At 48.3% G+C, this 24,448-nt stretch carries 25 protein-coding genes; 13 read left to right on the forward strand and 12 right to left on the reverse strand.

Annotated features, from left to right (window positions below):
• From ACQY6Q_RS12820 to ACQY6Q_RS12830, 3 genes are read left to right on the forward strand one after another with little or no spacing between them, the layout of a single operon-like run.
• A complete protein-coding gene (locus tag ACQY6Q_RS12820) occupies positions 1-717 on the forward strand; it encodes an ABC transporter ATP-binding protein (protein WP_427981978.1) in 717 nt (238 codons plus the stop codon).
• Positions 704-1,930 carry an ABC transporter permease gene (locus ACQY6Q_RS12825; protein WP_427981980.1) on the forward strand — a complete coding sequence of 409 codons (1,227 nt, stop codon included), beginning with the start codon at positions 704-706 and terminating at the stop codon, positions 1,928-1,930. The genes ACQY6Q_RS12820 and ACQY6Q_RS12825 overlap by 14 nt, the downstream gene beginning before the upstream one ends.
• A gap of 11 nt (positions 1,931-1,941) precedes the next feature.
• Positions 1,942-2,421, forward strand: coding sequence for a DUF3299 domain-containing protein (locus tag ACQY6Q_RS12830; RefSeq protein WP_427981982.1), 480 nt, complete (start codon positions 1,942-1,944; stop codon positions 2,419-2,421).
• On the opposite strand, the gene ACQY6Q_RS12835 is transcribed toward ACQY6Q_RS12830, so the two are convergent.
• Positions 2,418-2,663 carry a DUF6868 family protein gene (locus ACQY6Q_RS12835; RefSeq protein ID WP_427981984.1) on the reverse strand — a complete coding sequence of 82 codons (246 nt, stop codon included), beginning with the start codon at positions 2,661-2,663 and terminating at the stop codon, positions 2,418-2,420. The genes ACQY6Q_RS12830 and ACQY6Q_RS12835 overlap by 4 nt on opposite strands.
• Before the next feature lie 58 nt (positions 2,664-2,721).
• Positions 2,722-3,618: a DUF2914 domain-containing protein gene (locus ACQY6Q_RS12840; protein WP_427981986.1), complete on the reverse strand. Its 897-nt coding sequence runs from the start codon at positions 3,616-3,618 to the stop codon at positions 2,722-2,724.
• A 299-nt stretch (positions 3,619-3,917) separates the two neighbouring features.
• Here ACQY6Q_RS12840 and ACQY6Q_RS12845 point away from each other — a divergent pair, with 299 nt between their 5' ends.
• Positions 3,918-4,664, forward strand: coding sequence for a gamma-glutamyl-gamma-aminobutyrate hydrolase family protein (locus ACQY6Q_RS12845; protein WP_427981987.1), 747 nt, complete (start codon positions 3,918-3,920; stop codon positions 4,662-4,664).
• 11 nt (positions 4,665-4,675) lie between these two features.
• Complete coding sequence (locus ACQY6Q_RS12850) at positions 4,676-5,953, forward strand: NAD(P)/FAD-dependent oxidoreductase (protein WP_427981989.1); 1,278 nt, start codon at positions 4,676-4,678, stop codon at positions 5,951-5,953.
• 10 nt (positions 5,954-5,963) lie between these two features.
• Here the strand turns inward: ACQY6Q_RS12850 and ACQY6Q_RS12855 are convergent, their stop codons facing one another.
• The gene (locus ACQY6Q_RS12855; RefSeq protein WP_427981991.1) at positions 5,964-6,959 is read right to left on the reverse strand and encodes a substrate-binding domain-containing protein; all 996 of its coding nucleotides are present in this window, start codon (positions 6,957-6,959) and stop codon (positions 5,964-5,966) included.
• 263 nt (positions 6,960-7,222) lie between these two features.
• On the opposite strand from ACQY6Q_RS12855, the gene hemB reads away from it, so the two are divergent.
• Positions 7,223-8,224 (forward strand): porphobilinogen synthase, encoded by a 1,002-nt coding sequence (hemB, locus tag ACQY6Q_RS12860; protein ID WP_427981993.1) that lies wholly within the window; start codon positions 7,223-7,225, stop codon positions 8,222-8,224.
• 86 nt (positions 8,225-8,310) lie between these two features.
• Here the strand turns inward: hemB and ACQY6Q_RS12865 are convergent, their stop codons facing one another.
• The 4 genes from ACQY6Q_RS12865 to purE all read right to left on the reverse strand — a co-directional run bounded on the left by ACQY6Q_RS12865 (position 8,311) and on the right by purE (position 12,025).
• Positions 8,311-9,210, reverse strand: coding sequence for a DMT family transporter (locus ACQY6Q_RS12865; RefSeq protein WP_427981994.1), 900 nt, complete (start codon positions 9,208-9,210; stop codon positions 8,311-8,313).
• Between the two features lie 49 nt (positions 9,211-9,259).
• Positions 9,260-10,333, reverse strand: a complete 1,074-nt coding sequence (locus ACQY6Q_RS12870) for a GGDEF domain-containing protein (RefSeq protein WP_427981996.1) — start codon at positions 10,331-10,333, stop codon at positions 9,260-9,262.
• A gap of 104 nt (positions 10,334-10,437) precedes the next feature.
• Positions 10,438-11,514 (reverse strand): 5-(carboxyamino)imidazole ribonucleotide synthase, encoded by a 1,077-nt coding sequence (gene purK, locus ACQY6Q_RS12875; protein WP_427981998.1) that lies wholly within the window; start codon positions 11,512-11,514, stop codon positions 10,438-10,440.
• 13 nt (positions 11,515-11,527) lie between these two features.
• Positions 11,528-12,025 (reverse strand): 5-(carboxyamino)imidazole ribonucleotide mutase, encoded by a 498-nt coding sequence (gene purE, locus ACQY6Q_RS12880; protein ID WP_427982000.1) that lies wholly within the window; start codon positions 12,023-12,025, stop codon positions 11,528-11,530.
• Positions 12,026-12,296: 271 nt separating this feature from the next.
• Here purE and ACQY6Q_RS12885 point away from each other — a divergent pair, with 271 nt between their 5' ends.
• A complete protein-coding gene (locus ACQY6Q_RS12885; RefSeq protein WP_427982002.1) occupies positions 12,297-13,091 on the forward strand; it encodes a hypothetical protein in 795 nt (264 codons plus the stop codon).
• Positions 13,092-13,097: 6 nt separating this feature from the next.
• Here ACQY6Q_RS12885 and gppA read toward each other — a convergent pair whose 3' ends face one another.
• Both gppA and rhlB read right to left on the reverse strand, forming a co-directional pair.
• On the reverse strand, positions 13,098-14,585 hold the full coding sequence (gene gppA / locus ACQY6Q_RS12890) for a guanosine-5'-triphosphate,3'-diphosphate diphosphatase (RefSeq protein ID WP_427982004.1): 1,488 nt from the start codon (positions 14,583-14,585) through the stop codon (positions 13,098-13,100).
• A 25-nt stretch (positions 14,586-14,610) separates the two neighbouring features.
• Positions 14,611-15,897, reverse strand: a complete 1,287-nt coding sequence (gene rhlB, locus ACQY6Q_RS12895; protein ID WP_427982006.1) for an ATP-dependent RNA helicase RhlB — start codon at positions 15,895-15,897, stop codon at positions 14,611-14,613.
• Between the two features lie 191 nt (positions 15,898-16,088).
• On the opposite strand from rhlB, the gene trxA reads away from it, so the two are divergent.
• From trxA to fre, 6 genes are all read left to right on the forward strand, one after another.
• On the forward strand, positions 16,089-16,415 hold the full coding sequence (gene trxA / locus ACQY6Q_RS12900; protein WP_427982008.1) for a thioredoxin TrxA: 327 nt from the start codon (positions 16,089-16,091) through the stop codon (positions 16,413-16,415).
• A 200-nt stretch (positions 16,416-16,615) separates the two neighbouring features.
• Positions 16,616-17,881 (forward strand): transcription termination factor Rho, encoded by a 1,266-nt coding sequence (gene rho, locus ACQY6Q_RS12905; protein ID WP_427982010.1) that lies wholly within the window; start codon positions 16,616-16,618, stop codon positions 17,879-17,881.
• A 38-nt stretch (positions 17,882-17,919) separates the two neighbouring features.
• Positions 17,920-18,822, forward strand: coding sequence for a hypothetical protein (locus tag ACQY6Q_RS12910; RefSeq protein WP_427982011.1), 903 nt, complete (start codon positions 17,920-17,922; stop codon positions 18,820-18,822).
• Positions 18,823-18,854: 32 nt separating this feature from the next.
• Positions 18,855-20,321, forward strand: a complete 1,467-nt coding sequence (ubiD, locus tag ACQY6Q_RS12915) for a 4-hydroxy-3-polyprenylbenzoate decarboxylase (RefSeq protein WP_427982012.1) — start codon at positions 18,855-18,857, stop codon at positions 20,319-20,321.
• On the forward strand, positions 20,321-20,593 hold the full coding sequence (locus ACQY6Q_RS12920; protein WP_427982014.1) for a 2Fe-2S iron-sulfur cluster-binding protein: 273 nt from the start codon (positions 20,321-20,323) through the stop codon (positions 20,591-20,593). Before ubiD ends, ACQY6Q_RS12920 begins: the two co-directional genes overlap by 1 nt.
• A 4-nt stretch (positions 20,594-20,597) precedes the next feature.
• The gene (gene fre, locus ACQY6Q_RS12925) at positions 20,598-21,293 is read left to right on the forward strand and encodes an NAD(P)H-flavin reductase (RefSeq protein ID WP_427982016.1); all 696 of its coding nucleotides are present in this window, start codon (positions 20,598-20,600) and stop codon (positions 21,291-21,293) included.
• Between the two features lie 55 nt (positions 21,294-21,348).
• Here fre and ACQY6Q_RS12930 read toward each other — a convergent pair whose 3' ends face one another.
• Genes ACQY6Q_RS12930 through ACQY6Q_RS12940 form a run of 3 tightly spaced genes read right to left on the reverse strand, consistent with a single transcriptional unit; the run spans position 21,349 to position 24,446 of the window.
• Positions 21,349-22,518, reverse strand: a complete 1,170-nt coding sequence (locus ACQY6Q_RS12930; protein WP_427982018.1) for a heme biosynthesis HemY N-terminal domain-containing protein — start codon at positions 22,516-22,518, stop codon at positions 21,349-21,351.
• Complete coding sequence (locus ACQY6Q_RS12935) at positions 22,511-23,689, reverse strand: uroporphyrinogen-III C-methyltransferase (protein WP_427982020.1); 1,179 nt, start codon at positions 23,687-23,689, stop codon at positions 22,511-22,513. Before ACQY6Q_RS12935 ends, ACQY6Q_RS12930 begins: the two co-directional genes overlap by 8 nt.
• Positions 23,676-24,446 (reverse strand): uroporphyrinogen-III synthase, encoded by a 771-nt coding sequence (locus ACQY6Q_RS12940; RefSeq protein ID WP_427982022.1) that lies wholly within the window; start codon positions 24,444-24,446, stop codon positions 23,676-23,678. Before ACQY6Q_RS12940 ends, ACQY6Q_RS12935 begins: the two co-directional genes overlap by 14 nt.
• Between the last annotated feature and the right edge of the window lie 2 nt (positions 24,447-24,448).

Raw genomic sequence — 24,448 nt, forward strand, 5'->3', positions numbered from 1 at the left:
ATGTCTCAAGCTACTTCTCTACTGGCTTTAGATGAAGTGGTGTTTGCGTGGCCGGGTGAATCTCACCCGGCCATTCATATCCCCCACCTTAGCATCAAAGCAGCCAGCCATACCTTCATTCACGGCCCCAGTGGCTGTGGTAAATCTACCCTGCTGAGCTTAATTGCTGGAGTGATTAGCGCCCAGCAAGGGCGACTAAGCTTTATGGGGCAGGATTGCGCGGCTTTATCGGCCGCCCAGCGTGACCAATTGCGGGCTGACCATATTGGCTATGTGTTCCAGCAATTTAATCTTTTGCCCTATTTGTCGGTGTTGGAGAATGTGGCCTTGGCCTGCCAGTTCTCTCAGTTGCGCAAACAGCGCGCCTTGAGTCGTTCTGCCAGCGTGCTGGAAGAGGCGCGGCGTTTATTGGCGCATTTACAGTTACCCGATAAACAACTGCAACAGTCGGTGGGAAGACTTAGCATCGGCCAACAGCAGCGTGTCGCTGCGGCGCGGGCGATGATCGGTTCACCAGAGTTAATTATTGCCGACGAACCCACTTCGGCGCTGGATAAAATTAACCGAGAGCACTTTATGAACTTGTTAATGGCCGAGCTGAAACACTGCGACAGCAGTTTGTTACTGGTGAGTCATGACCAAGATTTGGCGCAGCGTTTTCAGCAGGTGGTGGATCTTCCCGCCTTGAATCTGGGAGGTGCTCATGAGTCTGCTTAATTTGGCGTGGCATAGCCTATGGGCACGGCGCGGTACCGCGCTGTTAAGCCTACTGACGATTGCGCTGAGTGTGGCGTTGTTGTTGGGGGTAGAGAACCTACGCACCCAAGCTAAGTCGAGCTTTGCTTCTACCATATCGGGTACCGACTTGATTGTAGGAGCCCGTAGTGGTCCCACTCAATTGTTATTGTATTCGGTATTTCGTATCGGTAATGCGACCAATAATATTTCTTGGGATAGCTATCAGCAGATCACTCAGCAGCCTACGGTAAAATGGGCGATTCCGATTTCTTTAGGTGACTCTCATCGAGGTTATCGAGTGATGGGAACCACCAATAGTTTCTTTGAGCATTACCAATATGCTAACAAGCAGCCGCTGCGCTTTGCTCAAGGTCAGGCTTTGGCAAATACCTATGATGTGGTATTGGGGGCAGAAGTTGCCCGTAAACTGCAGTATCACTTAGGTGACAAGATAGTGGTAGCTCATGGTTTAGCGGCGGTGAGCTTTGTTAATCATGAGCACTATCCCTTTGTGGTAAGTGGCATTTTGGAGCCAACAGGCACGCCGGTAGATCGCAGTGTGATCACCTCTTTAGCCGGCATTGAAGCGATTCATTTACCACCTCAGCAGCAAGCTTATAGCGAGCAGCAGCTAACTCCGAGCAGCATTACGGCGATGATGCTGGGGACTCAGTCTAAGTTGCAAATTTTTAGCCTTCAGCGACAAATTAATGAATATAAAGATGAAGCCTTGCTGGCGATTTTGCCTGGGGTAGCCCTGCAAGAGTTATGGGGTATCTTGAGCATTGCCGAAAGCGCCTTGCTGGCAGTATCAATTTGTGTAGTGATTACTGGCTTGATGAGCATGCTGAGTACCTTAATGGTAAGCCTAAAAGAGCGTCGTCGAGAAATGGCGATATTGCGTTCAGTAGGCGCTAAACCTCGGCATATTTTTGGTTTGTTGTTGCTAGAAGCTTTGCTGTTAAGTGTGCTAGGGGCTGTATTAGGTCTGCTTAGCATGTATCTTATTTTAGCGGCGGCGAAGCCCGTGTTGTTGAGTCAATTTGGCTTTTACTTGGTATTAACTTGGCCCAACTTACAGCAGCTTTATTTGTTGTTGGCGGTGGTGCTAGTAGGTTTTATCGCTGGTGTGTTACCGGCCTGGCGGGCGTATCGTTACTCTTTAAGTGACGGTATGAGCATTAGAATTTAGGGACTCAAAAAATGAAGTTAACGCATTACATATTACTGCTATTGCTAGTGAGCCTACGCTCATTCGCCGACGGTATCGATATTTGGGAACAGTTGTTGCCAGAGAACGAACGACAAATGGCCATGCCAGAGATTAATCATGATGCGCCCTTAGGGGAGGCTAGCCAGCAAAACCTTAACGTGAGCATCAATCCAGATCTAGACGGTCAGTCCTTACGGATCCCCGGCTTTGTGGTGCCCTTAGACAGTGAAGGTGAAGTGGTGAAGGAGTTTTTGCTGGTGCCATACTTTGGTGCTTGTTTGCATTATCCGCCACCACCGCCTAACCAAATTGTCTATGTGCGTTATAGTCAGGGTCTACAACTGGAAGATTTATGGCAGCCAGTGTGGGTTGAAGGCACCATTCATACTCAAATCCAAACAGTCGAAGGTGTGGCAACGGCGGGCTATTCAATTAATGAAGCGAAGTCCATCGTTCTATATACCGACTAATCGAGCACTATACTCAGGGCGATGTAAGGCACTAGATAGAACGCGATAATCGCTGTTTTATAGAGTGCCAAGCCTAGGTAGTGAAAGCGGTCGAACTTTTCTTCGCTCAATTTAAACCACTTGGAATGCAGCTTATAAGTCCAGTCATGGCCAAGGGTTAAAAATGCGAACCAGTATAATAATACGGCGATGTTGATAAGGGCTCCCCAGCCCAAAGCACTGCGGATTAGCTCTAATTCCATGGCACCTCCTAAGTTTATCTATGTAGCCGTTGCGAGAGATGTATAGACTCGTTGCTGACTATTGTACTGTAAAGTATTGCTCGAAAATTAATTGTTGCTGCTGAAAAATCGCTACTCGCCATTGTCCGCGGCTGTGGCTATTAAACAGCTTACTGGCATAGGTGCGCCAACGTGGGCCGCCTATCGCCAGTGCTACAGAGGCTTGTAGCTGCTGCTCTTTATACCAATGAACCTCCACCGTTTGCCCCTGCATTTGTCTTAATTCAACAAATAAATACAGCTTGTTGAGCTGTGCCAACGCGACATTATCGAGCCTATCTTGAGGTTCTCGCTGGTGTATGTTTGATGTTAATTGCGCTCGCACCAGCTGTTGGTTGAACCACGAGTGTTGGGCTGGTTGGTGAGTGTTGTTTTCAAGGCCGCCGCTGGTTGGTGCTGGCTCTGCAGGGCTGCTTAAGCTATCTGCATGCTGGTCATTAAGTGCGAGGCTGGTTGGCTCAACTGGCTTGGTTACGCTTAGTGTGCGCGTTTCATCTGGCTGTTGCTGGTTATTGTCGCTGGCAAGCTTGGCCGGTTCTGTGGTGGGCAGCAAGGCTTGATTGGCATTCTCATTAGCTGAGTCGTGGTTGTTGATGGTGATAATGGTTTGTTGTGTTGGGCTTTGTGAGGTTTGAGCCGCTTTTTCACTGCTCGCAGAGTTTGCCTGCGGTGGTGTGGGTGGAGCGCTAAGCCTAGTTTCAGTCTGTTCGCTTAATATCACGCTGGGTTCTACCGATTGAGCGGTTAAGGGCTGAATAAAATAAATGCTGGTGGCGAGCACGCTCAGCGATAGCAGTATTGCGCCAGTAATTTTTCGTAGGTCAAAAGGGGGTTTCGGCGCACTGACTATGGGCGGTGTCGAAGCTGTCGACTGGCTAGGGTTGAGTTTAATGGTAATTTTAATTTTTTCAGCCATGGGAGAGAAAGCACTACTGATCCGTTTGCTACTGGCAAAGCATTTTAGCCTGTAAGGCCAAACCCTGCTACGGCTTAGTGCTAAATATTAAAACTGAGCCAAAGTGTTCATTATAAGTCTTCCTTTCTTATTCTCAAATAATCAAAATTAAACTGAATTATTTTAAACTTATGATTTTTAGTCGCTTTTGTTTTATTTGGTATTTTGTTGTGTTTATGTGTGTTAAATATAATTTACATTGGTCGCGTGCTATGCCACCTTAGATTTATATCTTAGATGGATGAAAAGGAAGTTTGTCGATGTCTCAGGGTGAAAAAAAGCCACTAATTGGAGTGATTACTTGCCATAAGCCGCAAGGACTTTATCAGGTACAAACGGTTAATGAGTTTTACCTTAACGCGATAACCGACTTTGGGGCTGCGCCAATCATTTTGCCCCATCAATTGCAGGGGGAAAGCCTAGAGGCGGTGCTGTCGCAGCTCGATGGGGTGTTATTAACCGGTAGTCATTCCAACGTTGAACCACGCCTTTATGGTGCTAGCCACAGTGAGCCACGTCTGGATCCCGGTCGTGACCAGCTGGCCTTCGCCATTGTGGCTTATGCTAAACAGCATGACTTGCCGGTGTTAGGCATTTGTCGTGGTTTTCAGGAAATGAATGTTGCCTTGGGTGGCAGTTTGCATCACAAGGTTTATCAACTAGGTGGCTGCGTTGAGCACCGCGAGCCAGAGAACGACGACTTTGCGCTTAAATATGCCGAGCAGCATAGTCTAACACTGGAGCCTTTGAGTTGGCTCGGACAATGGCTCGACAGTGACAGCATCATGGTTAACTCGCTGCATAATCAAGGGGTTAATCGGCTTGCCGAAGGTTTAGTGGTGGAAGCGAAAGCGGAAGATGGCTTGATAGAAGCTTATCGCCTGCAAGACCACCCCTTCTTTTATGCCGTGCAATGGCACCCGGAATGGCAGGCTACGACCCAGCCCATTTCTCAGGCGATTTTTAGTCAGTTTGTTACCGCCGCGGCGGCTCATGTTAGCGAATAAGGAGAGCCTTGATGCAGCAACATACCGAATCTTATTACGCGGCTAGCCGCAACAATATGCGTGAGTTTCCCCAGCTACAAACCGAGCTGCGCTGCGATGTTTGTATTATTGGCGCCGGTTTTAGCGGCCTGTCGTCGGCTTTGCATTTGGCGGAAAAAGGCTTTCATGTGGTGGTACTAGAAGCCGCCAAGGTGGGCTTTGGCGCGACGGGACGTAATGGCGGACAAATCGTCAATAGTTATAGCCGCGATGTGGATGTGATTGAGCAGCGCTATGATCAAAAGACCGCTCAAGCCTTAAATGAAATGATTTTTGAAGGTGGCGAAATCATTCGTTCGCGCATTGACCAATATAAAATTGATTGTGATTACCAGCCCGGGGGAATATTTGCGGCCTTTAATGCCAAGCAGATGCGTGCGCTAGCCGAACAAAAAGCCAACTGGGAGCGTTTTGGTAATCACCAATTACAATTGTTGGATAAGCAGGACTTAGCTAAGCGGGTTGGCACTCAAGCCTATCAGGGTGGGTTGTTAGACATGAAGGGCGGCCACATTCATCCGCTCAACTTGGCCTTGGGTGAGGCTGAAGCGATCTTGAGTTTGGGTGGTGAGATTTACGAGCAATCTGCAGTACTTAGCTATCAGCCGGGTGAGCCCGCCACGGTGCTGACTGAGCAAGGCAAGGTGACGGCCAACTATATTTTGTTTGCTGGTAATGCTTATCTTGGTGAGCTAGAGCCGAAACTGAGTGATAAGGCGATCCGTTGTGGCACGCAAGTGGTGGCGACCGAACCCTTGAGTGAAGATCTATGCCAACAGTTATTGGCCGAAAATGACTGCGTAGAAGACTGCAATTACTTGCTTGATTACTACCGTTTAACGGCTGATCGGCGTTTGTTGTTTGGGGGTGGCGTGGTGTATGGGGCCAAGCCCTTGGCCTCGATTGAGAAGCAAATCAGGCCCAAGTTTGAAGCGCTATTCCCCCAGCTTAAAGGTGTGGCAGTGGACTATGCGTGGACCGGCAATTTCCTATTAACCTATTCGCGGATGCCGCAATTTGGCCGCCTAGATAACAATATTTATTATTTGCAGGGCTACAGTGGTCATGGTGTTACCTGTACCCATTTGGCTGGTAAACTACTGGCTGAAGTATTAAGTGACCAAGCACAGCGTTTTGATGTGTTTGCCTCGTTAAATCACTACCGTTTCCCCGGTGGGCGTCATTTACAGGTACCGTTTACCGCCTTGGGGGCGGTTTATTACAACTTACGTGACAAGCTGGGTATTTAAGTGCCCAGTGCTAGCCTTTAGGTGGCGCGACCGAGTCGCGCTTCACCAAGGTGGGAAGGTATTTATGCAAGCTCGCCACGGGCTCTTGATTGGCCAGCTTTAGCGCCATCTCAGCGGCTTCCATCGCCATCATTTCAATCGGATAGCGCATGGTGGTGAGTTTGGGGCGCAGATAGCGCGACAATAGCACATCATCGAAACCTACCACCGAAACATCTTCAGGCACGCGGTAACCGTTGTCGCAGAGTACCGAAATGACCCCAGAAGCCATGGCATCGTTATAGACGATGAGCGCAGTAAAATTGAGTCCACGAGCCAATAAGTTTTGTGCTGCTTGTTCGCCGCCAATTTCATTGGGCTCGGCGCTAGCTTGCTCATTTAAGCTTAAGCCTTGTTGCTGCAGTGCGTCTTGGATCCCGGCTAAGCGTAAGCGCGGGTCTTCAATATCGTAGTTACTGGTGATGCAAGCGATGTTACGGTGGCCCAGAGATAGCAAATAGCGGGCCGCGGCTTCTCCACCTGCCTGGTTGTCTAACCACACGCAGCGATGGGCGATGGCTGGAATATAACGGTTGATTAATACCAAGCCGGGCACTGCTTCAGCGTAGCCGATCAGCGCTTGTTCGCTTAAGGCCTTAGAGTGCACCACAATAGCTTCACAGCGTTGTTCTAATAGGGTTTCAATGGCCTGCTGCTCGGTTTCGGCGCTCACCAGCCCGTTACTGATCAGCAGTTGAATATTATTACTGCGAGCGATTTTTTCTACACCGCCTGCCAAGGTCGCAAAAAATGGATCGGTCAGTTCGCTGAACACCAGTCCAAGGGTTCGGTTGGTTTGGGTGACCAAGGCGCGGGCATTAGCATTTGGCCGATAGCCTAAGTCCAACATTATCTGCTTAACCAGTTTACGGTTTTTGGCGCTGACCTTGGGGCCATTGTTGACCACTCGTGAGACCGTAGCAACGGATACGCCAGCGGCGGCAGCAACGTCTTTGATAGTGGCCATGTATGCTCCAATTATTTAAATGATGAGACTGAAAAATATCCTCGCTAGACTCAATGATGAGCCCAAACCAAGACGCTAATTTAGCAAATCCAAGCTGCGGTGGAAACGTTTTCCTTTTGCTGCTCGTTAAACCGTGGCTCAAGGCTTGTAGCGAGCTTGCCACTGTTTGAATAGTGGGCAAAGTGGCAGCAGTACTTGCTCGTGTCGAGCTAGGCGCTTAAAGTAACCATAGATGCCTAAAGATAACCAGTAAGGAGCGCTAAGTGAGCGTATCAAGAGCTTTTCCTGCCACCCGTATGCGTCGCATTCGTCGTTTTGATTTTTCTCGTCGTTTAGCCAGCGAGAATCAGCTTTCGGTAGACGATTTAATTTATCCAATGTTTGTCATTGAGGGCGAGAATAAAACCGAAAAGGTGGCTTCTATGCCAGGGGTGCAGCGTTTTAGCATTGATCTCTTAGTTAAAGAAGCGGAACAGTTAGTCGCACTGGGTGTGCCCATGGTGGCCTTGTTCCCGGTAACACCGAGTGAAGATAAATCACTGTTAGCTGAACAAGCCTATGCTGAGGATGCCTTGGCGCAACGAGCTGTGCGCGCCTTGAAGCAGGCTTTTCCTGAATTAGGGGTGATGACCGATGTGGCTTTAGACCCTTTTACGACCCATGGTCAAGACGGCATCATTGATGCGCAGGGTTATGTGCAAAATGATGTGACCACCGAAGTCTTAGTGAAGCAGGCTTTATCCCATGCCGCTGCGGGTGCTGACGTCGTTGCGCCTTCAGACATGATGGATGGACGCATTGCGGCGATCCGCGAAGCACTAGAAGAAGCCGGTTATCACAACACCATGATTATGGCTTACTCGGCAAAATATGCCTCTCATTACTACGGCCCGTTTCGCGATGCCGTCGGTAGTTCGGCAAACTTAAAAGGTGGTGATAAGAAGACTTATCAGATGGATCCGGCGAATGGTCAAGAAGCCTTGCACGAAGTGGCCTTAGATATTGAAGAAGGTGCCGACATGGTGATGGTAAAACCCGCCATGCCCTACCTAGATGTGGTTCGCCAAGTAAAAGATACTTTTGCCGTACCTACTTTTGCCTATCAGGTGAGTGGTGAATATGCGATGCATAAAGCCGCCATTGAAAATGGTTGGTTGGCTGAGCGCCCGGTGGTGATGGAATCCTTGTTGGCCTTTAAACGCGCTGGCGCCGATGGCATTCTGACTTATTTTGCCAAAGATGTCGCTCAATGGTTGGCCGAGTAAGACCATTAGCGAGTCTCGTTGCTTAAGCGAAGGACCCCCGCTGACGGTGCGCACAATACCGCCAGCGGGTAGCAAGGCTTAGTTGGCTAAGCAAAGATTAATAAGCCACTGCCGATCACGACTAGGCCGGCACTAAACCACGCCGAGCGAGTGGGCGCTTGTTTGGTGACCAGCCACAGCAGTGGTAGCACTAATACCGGTGAGGTAGAAGACAATAAGGCCACCACAGAGACGTCGCCATAACGCAGCGCAAATAACATCAAGGTCATGCCTACGGCCATGGCTAAAAAGCCATTGCTGGCGATCATCAACAATAAGCGTCGGTTGAGCGGGCGTTGGGCTCGCGCTAGCTTATGGCCACTGAGCCAAAATAGCCAATGGGCGATAAATGCGCTGAGCATACGGATAGCCGAGCCTGCTACCGGATCGATTTGGCTATATTCTGGCTGGCTCATCAGTGGTTTTAACATCACCGTGCCGATGCTTTGGCACAGCGCCGCAGCAAGGCCAAGGGCTAAACCCACATAGACCGGACCGGATATGTTCTCCCAACTATGCTGTTCGGCGCGACGACCAAAGCTTACCGCCAGTAATACCCCGCCGAATAAGCAAGCCGCGCCCAACAAGGACCAGCCCAGTAATTGTTCATTGAATAGCCATACCCCAAACAAGGCTGAAAAGGCGGCATGACAGGCAAACAGTAAGCTGGCTCGGCGCGGGCCAAAGCGATTCATGCAAGCGAATAATGCGGTATCGCCAACAAATACCCCGATAAAGCCGGATAGGGCAAACCAGCTGGCTTGTTCCAAGCTAATGTTTTGCCATTGGTTGTTGTATAAGCTGGCACTAATTAGCATTAAGCTGACTAAGCCCATTCGCCAGCGGCTATAGGCAAAGGCACCCAGGTGGCGGCTGGGCGTGACCGAAATTAAGCTGGTGCCAGCCCATAGGCAGGCAGCCAACAAGGCAAGCCATTCATAGCTCAATGTGTGCTCCTAGTTTACGAGATTAATCAATAGCGAGGGTGGCGGATAGTTACTGCGAACTAGCCGGACTTGGCATAGACCAATGGCATATTAGCCTGTTACGCCCACAGCGCTTGGCAGCATACATGGCATCATCCGCGTCGATCAGTAATCTTGATAAATCTTTTCTTTGGGTTTCATAGGCTAAGCCCATGCTGATGCTAATGGTAAACGTGCCCTGCGGTAAGGTAAGTTGGCGACTGGCGACACTCTCTACCAGTTGTTGAGCATATTGCTGGGCGACTTGACGCTGACAATTCGGCCACAATATACAAAACTCATCACCACCGAAGCGAGCAAATAAGGTATTTGAGGGCAGCTGTTGACTGATACAGGCCACTAAGTGTTTGAGCGCCTTGTCGCCCACCAAGTGGCCATAATGGTCGTTGATGGCCTTAAAATTATCAATATCAAATAGCATTACCGCGATACTGGCTAGCTCTTGCTGCTGAATATCTAACTGGCGTTCTAATTCGCGACGATTAAGAATATTGGTGAGTGGATCGACACTGGCCTTCTTGGCTAATTCTTGGTGAGCACGTAAGGTGTCATTGGAAAAAAGCTTGGCAATAATGCTGAGCAAAATGGCACAGTTGATGAACACCATGGCCATGGTGGAGTGCTTATGCTGAATATCACTAGGAAACATCGGTTCCCCCGGCCAATAAAAGAGGCTAAAAAAAACTACGGTGATAAAGAATATGATGCTGCGTCTCAAAAGAGGTTTATCTTGCCACAATAGAAATGCCACCGGATAAACCACAATTAGGTGGAAGAACATCAGTGATTCAATGCCAAACCAGCGGGTCGAGGCAATGCCGATATCGATCACAAACATCACTAAGATCCAAGCCTTAGCCAGTTCGTTGTGTCCCAGGTAATTTAATAGGATAGTGGCGCAGAAAGCCAGCATCATCAAGCCGTTCACTAGCCAAAATTCAAGTGCCGATATCTGGTGTTCAAGACCTTGAATCACCACGTTCACAGTTAACAAAGGCAGGCCAAGCACGATGAAAAGGTTGGTCATACGAACGCTATGACGATGGCCTTTGGCTGTCCCAATGTTGAGAATTTTATGAAGCAAGCTGGTTCCTTCAATATCGGCTTGGGGCTTATTTGCCCGCAATTAAAATAGTTACACTGGTTGAGTTTTAAGCGGCATAAAGTTTTATACCGCTATCGGTGGGATTAATCTAGGTGTTTTATTAGCCATTCGATGGCGTCTGCGTAGACCGGGCTCATCAGCGGCTGCAACTGACCGAGGCTGGTTAACAATTGTTGGCGATCGGCGATGCTAATGTTGATGTGACCCACCTTGCGGCCTGGGCGCACTTCTTTGCCATACCAAAATACCTCAATACCGGGAACACTTAACCATTGGGTGTTGTAATCGACACCGATCAAATTAAGCATTACGCTTTGGGTTTTCACCAGCGGCTGCACCAGTGGCAGATCTGCCACCGCACGAATGTGCGCTTCAAATTGGCTCAAGCTAGAACCCGCCTGAGTCCAGTGACCACTGTTATGCACTCGTGGGGCTATTTCGTTAATTAATAACTTATCGCCAACTTGGAAGCATTCCATGGTCATTACGCCCACATAGTCTAAGGCGTTCATTAGTTTGGCTAACATGCCTTCGGCTTGGCTTTGCAAGTGAGCCTTACTTACAACCGGTGATACCGTAGCTAGCAGAATGCCTTGGTGATGCTGGTTGATCGCCAGCGGGTAAAAGGCCATTTCGCCATTGGCGTGGCGCATGCCGATCAGTGAGACTTCTTCTTCAAAGGCTATCGCTTGCTCGGCGATACAATGATCTAACCAAGCTTGAGGAATGGCTCGTTGTTCGGCGTTGCCGTCAAGCTTCAACCAATGTTGGCCTTTACCATCGTAGCCGCCCGAGCGTTGCTTTAATAATACTCGCTCGCCGAGTTCGCCAAACAATTGCTCCGCAGTATGTGGGCTTTTTACATCGACCCAAGGCGCGGTAGCGAGTTGTAAGGAATCAAGCAATTTTTTCTGGCTGGCTCGGTCGGCCAGTTGTGCCAGTGCTGGTCCGTTAAGAAAACGGGGGTGCTGAGTGAGTTGCTCGGTGGCCGCGGTACTTGGCCAGTGTTCACGCTCAACGGTAATAATATCGTCGTTGGCTATGTCAAAGGTTTCCGTTTCATCGGTCTCAACCGGACGCACTTCAATATTTAATGGCTGTGCAGCATGTTTTAACATTGCGCCAAGTTGTCCGGCACCTAAAATCCATATCTTATTCATGCTTAATTCCTAGTTACTCAGCCACTCGTGGGTCGGGGTTGGCTAATACTGATTCGGTTTGAGCTGTGCGAAAGGCTTCGATGCGCTCGGCTAATTGAGCATCGTTGGTGGCAAGAATTTGCGCGGCAAATAGGCCGGCATTATAGGCCCCTGCGGTGCCAATCGCCAAGGTGCCCACTGCCACGCCTTTGGGCATTTGAGCGATGGAAAGTAAGCTGTCCATGCCGTTTAAGGCTTTGCTTTGCACTGGCACACCCAATACCGGTAAGCGGGTTTTCGAGGCAATCATACCAGGTAGGTGAGCCGCGCCGCCGGCGCCGCCAATGATCACTTTAATGCCACGCTCAGCTGCACCAGCGGAAAAGCTCATTAATTTATCGGGAGTGCGGTGGGCGCTAACAACCTCAACCTCAAATTCTACGCCAAGTTGTTGTAGTACTTCGGCGGCGTTTTCCATAGTGGGCCAATCACTTTTTGATCCCATCACGATGGCAACTTGTGGTTGTGGCATTTGTATTCTCCTCGACTTAAATAGCACAGTGGTAACACGTTTTTAAAAGATGTCACCCAAATGTGGCGACTCGCGCGCGCAGTTTGCCAGCCTCCTAGGCTTAGGTCAATATAAGACCAATCGGACTTGGCTGGTGCCAAGCGGCCAGCGGGGGCCGTTGCTTAATGTTTTTTCTAACAAATACTGTCTTAAGTAACATTTTTAAAGGCAGCTTTTTATTTCTGAGCTAACTCTTGATAGCCTTAGATTAAAACGTGTTTGGACCATTGAAATGAGAACGCTGATTGTAGGATTGATGTTGCTAAGCGTGCCTTCGCTAGCGGCGAACATTCATTTGCGTTTACCCGCCTACGCGGATAATTCCCACCTTTATTACCATCAATTGTTAGAACGAGTATTACTGTCTGCTGGACATCAAGTCACTATTGAAGTGCCAGCGGATAATTTGCCGCAGAAGCGCGCCGAATCGATGTTACGCAGCGGCGATTTGAGTGTGATGTGGTTGCTGGCTTCAAAGCAGCGTGACCAAGACCCAGATTTGATAGCGATTAAACTCGGTTTAACTCAGGGCTTGGTTGGTCAACGCATATTGTTGGTTCCTCCTTCTGAAATCGATGCCTATCGCTCGGTCACGACACTCGAAGAGTTTAGGCAACTAAATAAAACTGGCGGTTTTGGTAAGCACTGGTTCGACGTGGCTATCTGGCACGCCAATCATCTGAAAGCGCAGGAAATAGATGGTGAATGGCGGCGCTTGTATAAGATGGTCGCCAAACGCTCGCGTGGTGTGGACTATTTTTCTCGCGGATTTACCGAAGTGGTCAATGAGGCCTCGCTGCATCCAGAGCTGGCCATCGAACCCCATTTGATTTTGCAGTACGACAGCGACTTCCAGTTTTATCTAAGCGCTAGCCAAACCGAGCTGGCGCAAACTCTGACAGAGGCTTTACAGCAGGCGCGCGCTAATGGTTTGCTACAAACCGCGATAAACGATTATTGGCAAAAGGATTTTGACTTACTTAACTATGCGCAGCGAACCAAGATTAAGCTGTTCACACCTAACTAAGCCCAACTAGCAGAGGGCTTCGATGATCTCTAGCGGATAACCGGCTTGGCGTTGCACTTCGGCTTCTAATTCTAGTTCGGCTGCGCGTAGCGGGTGTTGTTCGTTCCAGGTGGGCGGAAAACACAAGCGCCAGTCTAAGTCTGTTTGTAATAAGGTAATCTTAGGCACGCTGTCTTCAGTGCGCCGCATGCAAACAATAATCGCAATACGCAGCAAACGTGCCAGTACTTGTGCCTCATTGAGAGGTAAAGCGTGCTGTTGTTCTAACAATTGCGCTTGCCACTCGCCCCGTTGGTTAAGCAATAAATTAGACACTAGATGTTTTTGTGCGCTAGTAAAGCCGGGCAAATCAGAATGGTCAATAATATATGCAGCGTGCTGGGGGGCGCGTTTAAATTCGATGTTTAAGCCGACCTCATGGAACATTGCCGCCCACTTCAGTAAGCTTAAGGCGCGATTACTCAAGCTCGGAGACAACTGCTTGGCCATGGCTAAAGCGCAATTGGCCACCCGCTGAGCGTGCGGACGGTCGATTCGGTGACGTTTTACAAAACTATCGGCGGTGCGGGTTCGGACACTGCTGGTCTCTTCTTGGCTAAGCAGACTATAAACCAAGCCTTCACGTAGCGCACCACCGGCAAGGGTTAGCGATTTAATCTGCAAGCTTTCAAATAAGGCGATTAATATCGCTAGGCCAGAGGCAAATACGGGTTTGCGTTCTTCCTCTAAACCAACAATATTAAGATGTTCGAGATGGCCACAAGCAATTACCTGTTGTTGAATGGTTTTCAGTTTCTGGTAGGTGATGCGTTCATCCATGCCTTGGGCGGTAATCACTTCAGATAGGGCTTGAATGGTGCCAGAGGCCCCCACACTGCTTTGCCAACCGAGCCTGCGATAATCGCTGATAACCGGGTTAATCACTTGCTGGGCGGCAGCAATGGCCGCATCAAAGTTGGCTTGGCTGAGTTGCTCTTGAAAAAAGCGTTTTAACCAAGTCACACAGCCAAGGTCTAAGCTATTTAGCAGCAGTGCTTCACTTTGCTCACCAATCACCAGCTCGGTGCTGGCTCCGCCAATATCGATAACCAGACGCTTGCCGCTACCACTACTGGTATGGGCTACGCCGCGATAAATGATTTTGGCTTCGGTCTCACCACTAATAATGCGTATTTTATGATGAAGAATTTTTTCTGCCTGAGCAAGAAACTCTGCGGCATTGGTGGCTCGGCGCAGCGTGGCGGTGGCCACGATTTTGATTTGTTCGTCGGGAATGTCACGCAGTTGTTCAGCAAATAGGCTCAGGCATTGCCAGCCTCGAACCATGGCTGCTTGGTCGAGAGAGTCATCGGCGCCTAAGCCCGCCGCCAAGCGAACTTTACGTTTCACTTTGGCGATGGTTTGTATGCTGCCACTAAGCTCCCGCACGATTAACATGTGGAAGCTGTTAGAGCCTAAATCAATGGCGGCATAGAAGGGACATTCTTTAGACACTGTGTTCCTTACAATGACTTATTACTTAGTGACGCGGGCGCCGATTTGACGGGCCGTTATTCGCTCGACTGTTACCCCGTTTGCCACTGCGGCCGCTATTGGTTTTAGCACGATGGATGCGTTGCGCTTTAGGCAAGTCACGTAGTAAGGCTTCGCTATCATATTGGCTCACCGGAACGGGGTGTTTAATATACTCTTCAATTGCCGGTAGATTAAACACGTACTCTTCACAGGCTAGGCTAATAGCATGCCCACTGGCGCCAGCTCGGCCGGTTCGGCCAATGCGGTGCACATAGTCTTCTGCATCGTCGGGTAGGTCATAGTTAAACACGTGGGTGACTTCAGGAATATGCAAGCCGCGCGCAGCAACGTCGGTGGCCACTAGAATGTCTAGGTCTCCTTGAGTGAACTGTTCTAGAATTTTCACCCGTTTGCGCTGCGGAATGTCACCGGTTAACAAGCCAACGCGATGTTGGTCGGCTACCAAATGTCCCCAAATGTCTTCACAACGGTGCTTGGTATTAGCAAAAATAATGGCACGTTCTGGCCATTCTTCTTCTATTAGGGTTTGCAACAAGGCCATTTTGTCTTCATTTGACGGATAAAATAGCTCTTCTTGGATACGCGCGCCGGTCATTTGCTCTGGCTCAACAATCACATGCTCAGGTTCGTTCATGTGCTCAAACGCTAGCTCTTTCACTTTGAATGAAAGGGTGGCTGAAAACAGCATGTTTAAACGTGTTTTGGGTTCGGGCATACGACGCATTAAGTAGCGAATGTCTTTAATAAAACCAAGGTCGAACATGCGGTCGGCTTCATCAAGTACCATGGCTTGAATCGAGTTCAAACTGAAAGCACCTTGCTTGAAGTAGTCGATCATTCGGCCAGTAGTACCAATCAGAATATCGACGCCCTCGTCCAAGCTGGCACGTTGGCTGGCATAACCTTCGCCGCCATACACCAGCCCTAATTTTAAGCCAGTTGCCTTAGCTAATAGACGGGCATCGTTATGGATCTGGATAGCCAGTTCGCGAGTTGGCGCAAGGATAATGGCGCGCGGTTGATTTTGTTGGCGCGTTTCGGGTTCTGCTGATATCAACAGGTGATTAAACGTGGCCACTAAAAAGGCTAAAGTTTTCCCCGTGCCGGTCTGCGCCTGGCCAGCAATATCTTTACCTTTAGTTAAGATAGGCAAGCTTTGCGCCTGGATCGGGGTGCAATTGTGATAGCCGTGCTGCTCTAAGGCTTCTAGTACCTTATCCTGCAGTCCTAATTCGGCGAATCGAAGTTCTGTTAAATGTGTTTTGCTCATGGCGTAAGCATATCACAGCTATTCGGCACTACCAGCACCCATTTATCGCTAAATGTATAGATTATCCACTTATGTTAATTTGGAGTAGCTTAGATTGCCTTGGAATGAGCTTAGGCTTGCATTCATGGGTAGGATGATTTCAAATAGGCTGGTATATCGAGACCGATAAAGAAGAATATTTGGAGTAATAAATGAGCGAAAAATTAGTTCAGCTTAGTGATGACAGCTTTGACGCTGACGTAATTAATGCTAGTACCCCAGTACTGGTTGATTTCTGGGCAGAATGGTGTGGCCCATGTAAGATGATCGCGCCGATTCTTGATGAAGTGGCTGATGAGTACCAAGGTAAAGTGGTTGTGGGTAAACTTAACATCGACCAAAACCCAGCAACACCGCCTAAATTTGGTATTCGTGGCATCCCTACTTTATTGTTATTTAAAGACGGCAAAGTAGCGGCGACTAAGGTTGGAGCATTATCAAAAGCTCAGCTAACAGCCTTTTTAGACGAGAACCTATAGTCACAGTGTGAGCAGGTCGACATTCGTTGCCTGCTTTTGCTGGATCTTTCTCCACATTAGTGCTAATTTTAAATCCGAATTTTTCCTACGCCCGTTATTAGAGGCTACCCCTTGGCCGACTAAACAGTCGAGTAAGCATCTCCAATAAACCTAACTCATGCTGCTGTCAGCCTTTTCGATAAAACTGAATACTCACCATTATGAATTTAACTGAGCTAAAAAATACCCCTGTCCATGAACTGATTACGCTAGGCGAGTCAATGGGCTTAGAAAACCTGGCCCGATTACGCAAGCAAGACATTATCTTCTCGATCCTAAAAGCTCACGCCAAAAGTGGCGAAGCGATTTTCGGTCATGGTGTACTGGAGATTTTGCAAGACGGCTTCGGCTTTTTACGCAGTGCTGACTGCTCTTACTTAGCTGGTCCTGATGATATTTATGTTTCTCCTAGTCAAATCCGTCGCTTTAACTTGCGCACTGGTGACACGGTAGAGGGTAAAATTCGTCCACCAAAAGAAGGCGAGCGTTACTTTGCCCTACTTAAAATTGGCCAAGTAAACCACGACAAGCCTGAAAACTCGCGTAACAAAATTTTATTTGAAAACTTAACCCCGCTACATGCTAATGACCGTTTAAGGATGGAGCGTGGAAATGGTTCTACCGAAGACATTACTGCTCGGGTGCTTGATTTAGCCTCACCGATTGGTAAAGGGCAACGTGGTTTGATTGTTGCTCCACCTAAAGCCGGTAAAACCATGCTGTTGCAAAACATTGCCCAGAACGTGGCGTTTAATCACCCAGAATGTGAATTGATCGTATTACTAATTGATGAACGTCCGGAAGAAGTGACCGAAATGCAACGTTTGGTTCGTGGCGAAGTGATTGCTTCAACCTTTGATGAACCAGCCAGTCGTCACGTACAAGTGGCTGAAATGGTAATTGAAAAAGCAAAACGTTTAGTAGAGCACAAGAAGGATGTAATTATTCTTTTGGATTCAATTACTCGTCTTGCTCGTGCCTACAATACGGTTATTCCTTCTTCGGGTAAGGTGCTAACAGGTGGTGTTGACGCCAATGCGCTACACCGTCCGAAGCGTTTCTTTGGTGCCGCACGTAACGTGGAAGAAGGGGGCAGCTTAACCATTATTGCCACCGCTTTGGTTGATACTGGTTCGAAGATGGACGAAGTAATTTACGAAGAGTTTAAGGGTACCGGTAACATGGAATTACACTTAAGCCGTAAAATTGCTGAAAAACGTGTTTATCCTGCTATTGATATCAATCGTTCTGGTACTCGTCGTGAAGAGTTATTAACCGGAGCCGATGAGCTACAGAAAATGTGGATTTTGCGTAAGATTGTCCATCCTATGGATGAAACCGGCGCGATGGAGTTCTTGATTGATAAATTGGCAATGACCAAAACCAATGATGAATTCTTCGACGCGATGAAAGCACAGAAGAAGTAAGCGAAGACTGGCCGTGCAAGCGGCCAGTTTCATTTGGGATGATGAAACGCTTACTGTTAGTTTTCGGCCTAATTTTTCAACTCTCTGCTCAAGCCGAGCATCCGGGACCTAATCCCCAATCCGCCCCTCTTAACCAGCAAGTTCCTTTGATGATTTTGCAACGTAGCGTTGATAGCTTGATGCAAGATAAAACCGAATGGCTACAAGGGTTACTGCCTTATTTGCGCACCGAAGACCGCGAGGCTTTATTGTTTCGTAGCCTTCGTTATTTACAGCAAAATAATTATATTCCCAAGCAACACTTGCAATCCTGGTTAGCCGAGTTGGCACTGGAAAGGCCGCGTATTCTCGAAGCTGCGGTGATTGATGGCTATGAGGTAATACGGCCTACTTACGACTATCCTGCTTTAGCCCGTAGTTTGATCTTGAATCAGGTTTCAGCCGAGCGCTCGCAACTTTATCTTAGTCAGCTATTACGTGACGAATTCCAGTGGCCTTTGATTTTTCGCCGTAATAATCCCTTATTGCTAGGTCAACAATTGGATGTGATCCGTGCATTTAGCCGTTTGAGTAGCGAGCAGTCGGCGTATATTCAGCAACAGATGCCGCAGGGCCTGTATTTCCCGGATAACCATTTACGGGTGTCTTTGGCCATGGGCATTGGTAGCGATCAGGCGCTGGACGCCGTGCTGCGTTTACCGATGGATCAATACAGTGTGTCATTGTTGGAGTGGGCCAGAGAAAATTTAACAGGGGAGCGAGCATTGCGTTTATTAAAAACCGCGGCCGAGAATCCCGAATTACTGTATTTTGCTTACAGTGCCATTGCCCGTTTGGGACGCAGCTATCCTCCTGCGGCGCAATTTATACTGGCACAGTTTAGAGATTCCGAGCACCGAGAATTAGCTGCAATGGTGATGATTGAAATGCAGTCACGCTAATCATCGCGTATCTACATAGCTAGGTTATAACTATGAAATATAAAGATTTACGGGACTTTATCGCACTGCTAGAACAGCGTGGCGAGTTAAAGCGCATCAGCTTTGAAGTGTCTACCGAACTGGAAATGACAGAGATTTGCGATCGCACCTTGAAAGCGGGTGGGCCAGCTTTATTGTTTGAAAATGTTAAGGGCCACAGCATGCCGGTATTAGGCAATCTGTTTGGTACGCCTGAGCGGGTGGCCTTGGGCATGGGGCAGGAATCGGTGAGTGCACTGAGAGAAGTGGGTACTTGGCTGTCATATTTAAAAGAGCCAGAACCCCCTAAAGGTTTGAAAGAGCTATGGGAAAAGCTGCCTATTTTCAAACAAGTATTAAACATGCCAACCAAGAAGTTACGTTCCGCACCGTGTCAGGAAATTGTTTGGCAAGGGGATGAGGTGGACTTAGATAAGTTGCCGATTCAGCATTGTTGGCCCGGCGATGTGGCTCCGCTAGTGACTTGGGGCCTCACCATTACCCGTGGACCTTATAAAAAACGGCAAAATCTCGGTATTTATCGCCAACAAAAATTGGCCAAAAATAAACTGATCATGCGCTGGCTATCACATCGGGGTGGGGCGATTGATTTTAGAGAGTTTCAGGAGCTTCACCCCGGGAAACCCTATCCGGTTTCGGTGGCCTTGGGAGCCGATCCCGCAACTATTTTGGGGGCTGTGACTCCGGTGCCAGATACCCTGTCGGAATATGCTTTCGCTGGGTTGCTGCGCGGCGGGCGTACTGAAACCGTGAAATGTGTGAGCAATGATTTGGAAGTGCCGGCCAGCGCCGAGATTGTTTTAGAGGGGTATTTACAGCCGGGTGAAATGGCGGCGGAAGGCCCTTATGGTGACCATACCGGATATTACAATGAAGTGGATGAGTTTCCAGTATTTACTATTACTCACATTACCATGCGTAAAGATCCCATTTACCATAGCACCTATACCGGGCGGCCACCGGATGAACCGGCGGTATTAGGGGTGGCATTAAACGAAGTCTTTGTGCCGATCTTGCAAAAGCAATTTCCGGAAATTGTCGACTTCTATTTGCCTCCTGAAGGTTGCTCTTATCGAATGGCGGTGGTGACCATTAAGAAACAGTATCCTGGACATGCTAAACGGGTCATGCTGGGTGTTTGGTCATTTTTAAGACAATTTATGTATACTAAATTTGTTATCGTTTGTGATGATGATATTAACGCGCGTAGTTGGCAGGATGTAATATGGGCTATTACCACCCGTATGGATCCGAGTCGAGATACCACCTTAATTGAACACACGCCAATTGATTACTTAGATTTTGCTTCACCTGTATCAGGTTTAGGTTCAAAAATGGGCATGGATGCGACCAATAAATGGCCAGGCGAAACTCACCGAGAGTGGGGAGAGGTGATAGCAATGAGTCCTGAGGTAAAACAGCGGATAGATAGCATCTGGTCTCAGCTGGGTATTGATTAATGACTCGGACTTTTCAAGTCAGATTAGAACAACAGGTTTTTTCGGTCGAAGCAGAGCAGCCTATTCTTAATGCCGCTTTGAAGCAGGGAATAGCTTGGCCAAATCGATGTCGACAAGGAGCTTGCTGTCGTTGTTTGGCTCGCCGTATCAGCGGTGAGCTGGTTTATCATGGCATGGCTCCTATGTTGAGCAATGCCGAGCAGCAACAAGGTTGGTTTTTGGCTTGTATAGCCAGTGCAAAATCAGATTTAACGATAAGTTTAGAAGGGTGAAAGTATGAAACGCATTACGTGCAAGGTTGCATCGGTCTCGCCGATTTTAGATGACATATTTAATGTTGAGTTACAGCCTGAACAAAGCCAAGATTTTGTGGCTGGTCAGTACCTGCAAATTGTTATGGCAGAAGATGATAAGCGGCCCTTCTCGTTAGCCAGCTCGCCAGAGCAAAGCGAGTTATTTGAGCTGCATATAGGGGCGCCGGAAAATAATGCGTATGCTCGGCAAGTAATTGAAAAATTGAAAAATAGTGGCGAAATTGAGGTGGAAATGCCATTTGGCCATGCGGGCTTGGACGAAACTAGCCAACGGCCGATATTAATTATGGTTGGTGGTACTGGTTTTTCTTATGCTAAGTCAATTATCGAGCACATCATCGATACCGAGCAAGACCGTGAAGTGTATTTGTATTGGGGCGGACGTAACTTAGGTGGTTTGTACTTACATGAACTTGCCTACCAGTGGGCCGAGTTAGATCGGGTTAAGTTTGTACCAGTATTAGAAAACGCCGTATCGCAGTGGACTGGAAAACGCGGTCTAGTGCACCAAGCGGTATTAGAAGATTTTGCCGATATGAGTCATTTAGAGGTGTATATTGCTGGGCGTTTTGAAATGGCCGACGTGGCACGAACCGCCTTTACTCAGCAGGGTTTACCGTTGGCCCAGTTACATGGTGACGCTTACGAGTTTATTTAAGTCGTTGTTTGATTGAACAAGGCGAGCTGAGCTCGCCTTTTTTATAGCCGGTTTTTTATATCGCCAAGGCTTGGCGATAATAGTGGATAGCCTGCTCATGCTCATTGAGTTGTCGGTGCACTTCGGCTAGGCCCTGATAACTACTTAAGCTGGGCGCCAGCTGGATACTTTGCTGATAGAAGTCTTTGGCTTCTGGCCATTGCTCTTGTTGGGCATATAAGCGGGCGATTAAACATAACAGTTCGGCATTTTCTGGATGCTTGTGGCGTAATTTTAATAGCTGTTGCAGCAAGGGATAAGGATCGCTGAGCTGCAATTGGCTGGCTACACTGAGTAAATCACTGTCGGTATGACGATTAATCAAGTCACCTAATAGCTGGTAGGCGGCGTTATTATCGCCGGATTTAATTAAGGCTAAACAGGCGGCAGCAGCAATGCTCATTTGTTTTTTCTGCTTACGTGGCATGTTGTTCCAGTGAGCGGCTACGGCTTCAGAGCCTTGACTATTGGCGAGTTCGATAAACAACTGTTGATAGCCGTGCGATAACTCGGTTTGCAACTGCTGTTGGTCGATTAAACCTAACTTATTGGCCGAAGGCAGAAGGTCGATGTAACGCTGCCATAGTCCAAGAGCAGGCAATATGCTTAACAGCATCCGTTTTACGTTGGGTTGTTTAAAGCTGTCATGGGGCAGCTGCTCTAAACTGTTTAGCGCAGCAGCATAGTTTTGCTGCTTAAGCTGAAGTCGCGCCTGAGTCATTAAAACTGCAGCATCGTTATCGGCTATGCGAGTCGCTTGTTCTAAGTATTTATCACGTTTTTTATCTTGCCCTTGCTCCTGAGCAGCTTCGGCTGCTGCAAGGTAGTTGAGGGCCGGCGCATCACTGAAACCGGCGGCCTTACTCACCAGTTTTTCGGCATTTTGATAGTCGCCTCGCATCATTGCCAGCATCCCTTGTTGGGTATGGCTGATTGCTTTTTGTTTGCGTCGTTGGCCCCACCAGGCACCACTGCGAGAGAAACTTAGCCATAACCAGCGAGCTAGCCATAAGCTGAATAACAGCGCGCAGAACAGTAGAAAGCTAAGGAACAAGGCGCTGGTGACTGACATCTCGATGGTGTAATTATCGAAAGCGATGAGCACGTAGCCTTTATTTCCAGCCAACTGTGGGCCCAAGGCCAGGCCGATGGCGATGGCCAGCAGCAGAATAATGATTTTAACCATTACTGTCTCCCTCTAAAGAAGGCAACAGCCGTTGCTGACGTTCTTTGATGGCCTTTTCTGCAGCATTAAGGCTGCTTAACTGCTCTGGGACGCTATCGACAATTGTTAGTTGTTGCAGCTGTTGTAGTTCGTCGATCAACGCTTGAGCCTGAGTGTTTTGCATGAAATAACTGCTAATCCAAGTTGCGGCGCGTTGCAGTTTGGCTTTAAATAACTCGCCTTGGGAGCGGAATAGCGCTTGCTCGGCCTGCTGAATTTGTAATTTCAGGTTTTCTTTTAGATACCATGCGTGCTGTGGTTCCACCAAGGCTTCTACTTGTCCGTCACGACGCCGCACGGTAATAAAGTTTTCACTAAATTTACGCCAGCTTTTTAATAGGTTGCTTTGCCAATCGGCACTGTCACTGCTTAGATCATTATTCAGTAGTTCACTGGCTTGTGGTAAATCGATTTCTGCCAGTTTCAGTTGCTCGGTTTGTTGCAAGATACCTTCTAAGCGAAAAGCAATGCCCTCTTTATCGGTTAAAGGCAGCGCTTTAAGCACGCTAATGTCATTATTAATGGCTCGACGTAGCGGCAATAGATGAGGGTCTTGGGCGTGATTAATACTGGCATCGGCTTCTACTAATAATGCAATAGCTGTGGCTACATCGTGCTCTAACCATAATTTGTGAGCGGCTAATTGTAGTAGGTAGTTGGCCTCGTTAAGCCGCCAATGGTTAGCATCTTTTATATTAAGCAGCGCCAATTGTTGCTCTATGGTTTGGCGATGTTGCTCGGTGGCATCCAATTTAGCGCTTAGCGCATCATTCACTTGGCGTAAGTCATTCAGGTGTTGTTTGAGCTGCTCAATGCTGGCTTGATTGTTGGTTTGCACAGTCATGAGGTTTTGTTCTTTGGCGGCTAAGCTGGTATTTAACAGGTGCAACTGAGCGTTGGTATGTTCTCTAAACTGATGCCCATGCCAATATAGGCCCGCGGTAGTAGCGAGGCTGAGTACCATGGCAGCCACCGCTATGCGAGTGGCGGTTTTGGCTTGTGAAGCGCTTGGCTCGCTTTGTTTATTCGGCCGTTTACGGCTCGGTTTCGCCTTGGCATTTTCAGTTTCAGTGGTTGAATCGTTGGGGAGAGTAGCCTTATTTGGACTATCTTCTGATTTATTCTGGGTCATGTTGATTCCTTGCAGGTGGCGGCGTGTGCGCTAAAGCCTCAACACATGCCTGATCCGATGCACCATTACACAATATTATATGTTCAAATCCCAAACTCACAGCGTAATTCTGCAAGCGTTGGCTTGGCACTAGTAGGGTGGTTTGGCGTAGCCAAGTTGCTTGCCGAGTGCTACTCATAAGGGTAGTCAGGTGTTTCAATATTTCACCACTGGTAGCCACAATAGTGTTGATCTGTGACGGCCATTGTTCAAGTTGTGGTTGAGCGTAGTCTATTAAATGACGTTGATAACAACTCAGGTAGTTAACTTTTATCCCTTGGGCTTGCAGTTGTTCTGCTAGCCACTCTCTTCCTTGTTGCCCACGTAGGATGTAAGCGGTGTGTATATTGCCGAGTTGCTGTTGAATTAACTGCAGCATGCCTTCGCTGTCTTGGCGTTGTGGCACCATGGCTCTTATGCCGTATTGTTGCCAGCACTCTGCGGTGGCTTGGCCAACGGCTAAATAGTGAGGGCTTGCGGGCCAGCTCAGCCGATGTTGTTGTAAGTAGTTTTGGCAGGATTCGACGGCATATTGACTCACTGCTACCACTAGTCTATGGCTATCCAGTGAGGCAAATAATGTAGGTAGTTGACCCAGTTGTTCGCTTGGCTTGATTTCGAGCATTGGTGCGCCAATGGCAGAATGACCATTGGCTTGCAGCCGTGTGACACAGCGTTGATTATTCGGCTCAGGGCGGGTAACCAATACTTGATGCAAGC

This window comes from Agarivorans sp., from assembly GCF_050295395.1.
GTDB lineage: Bacteria > Pseudomonadota > Gammaproteobacteria > Enterobacterales > Celerinatantimonadaceae > Agarivorans.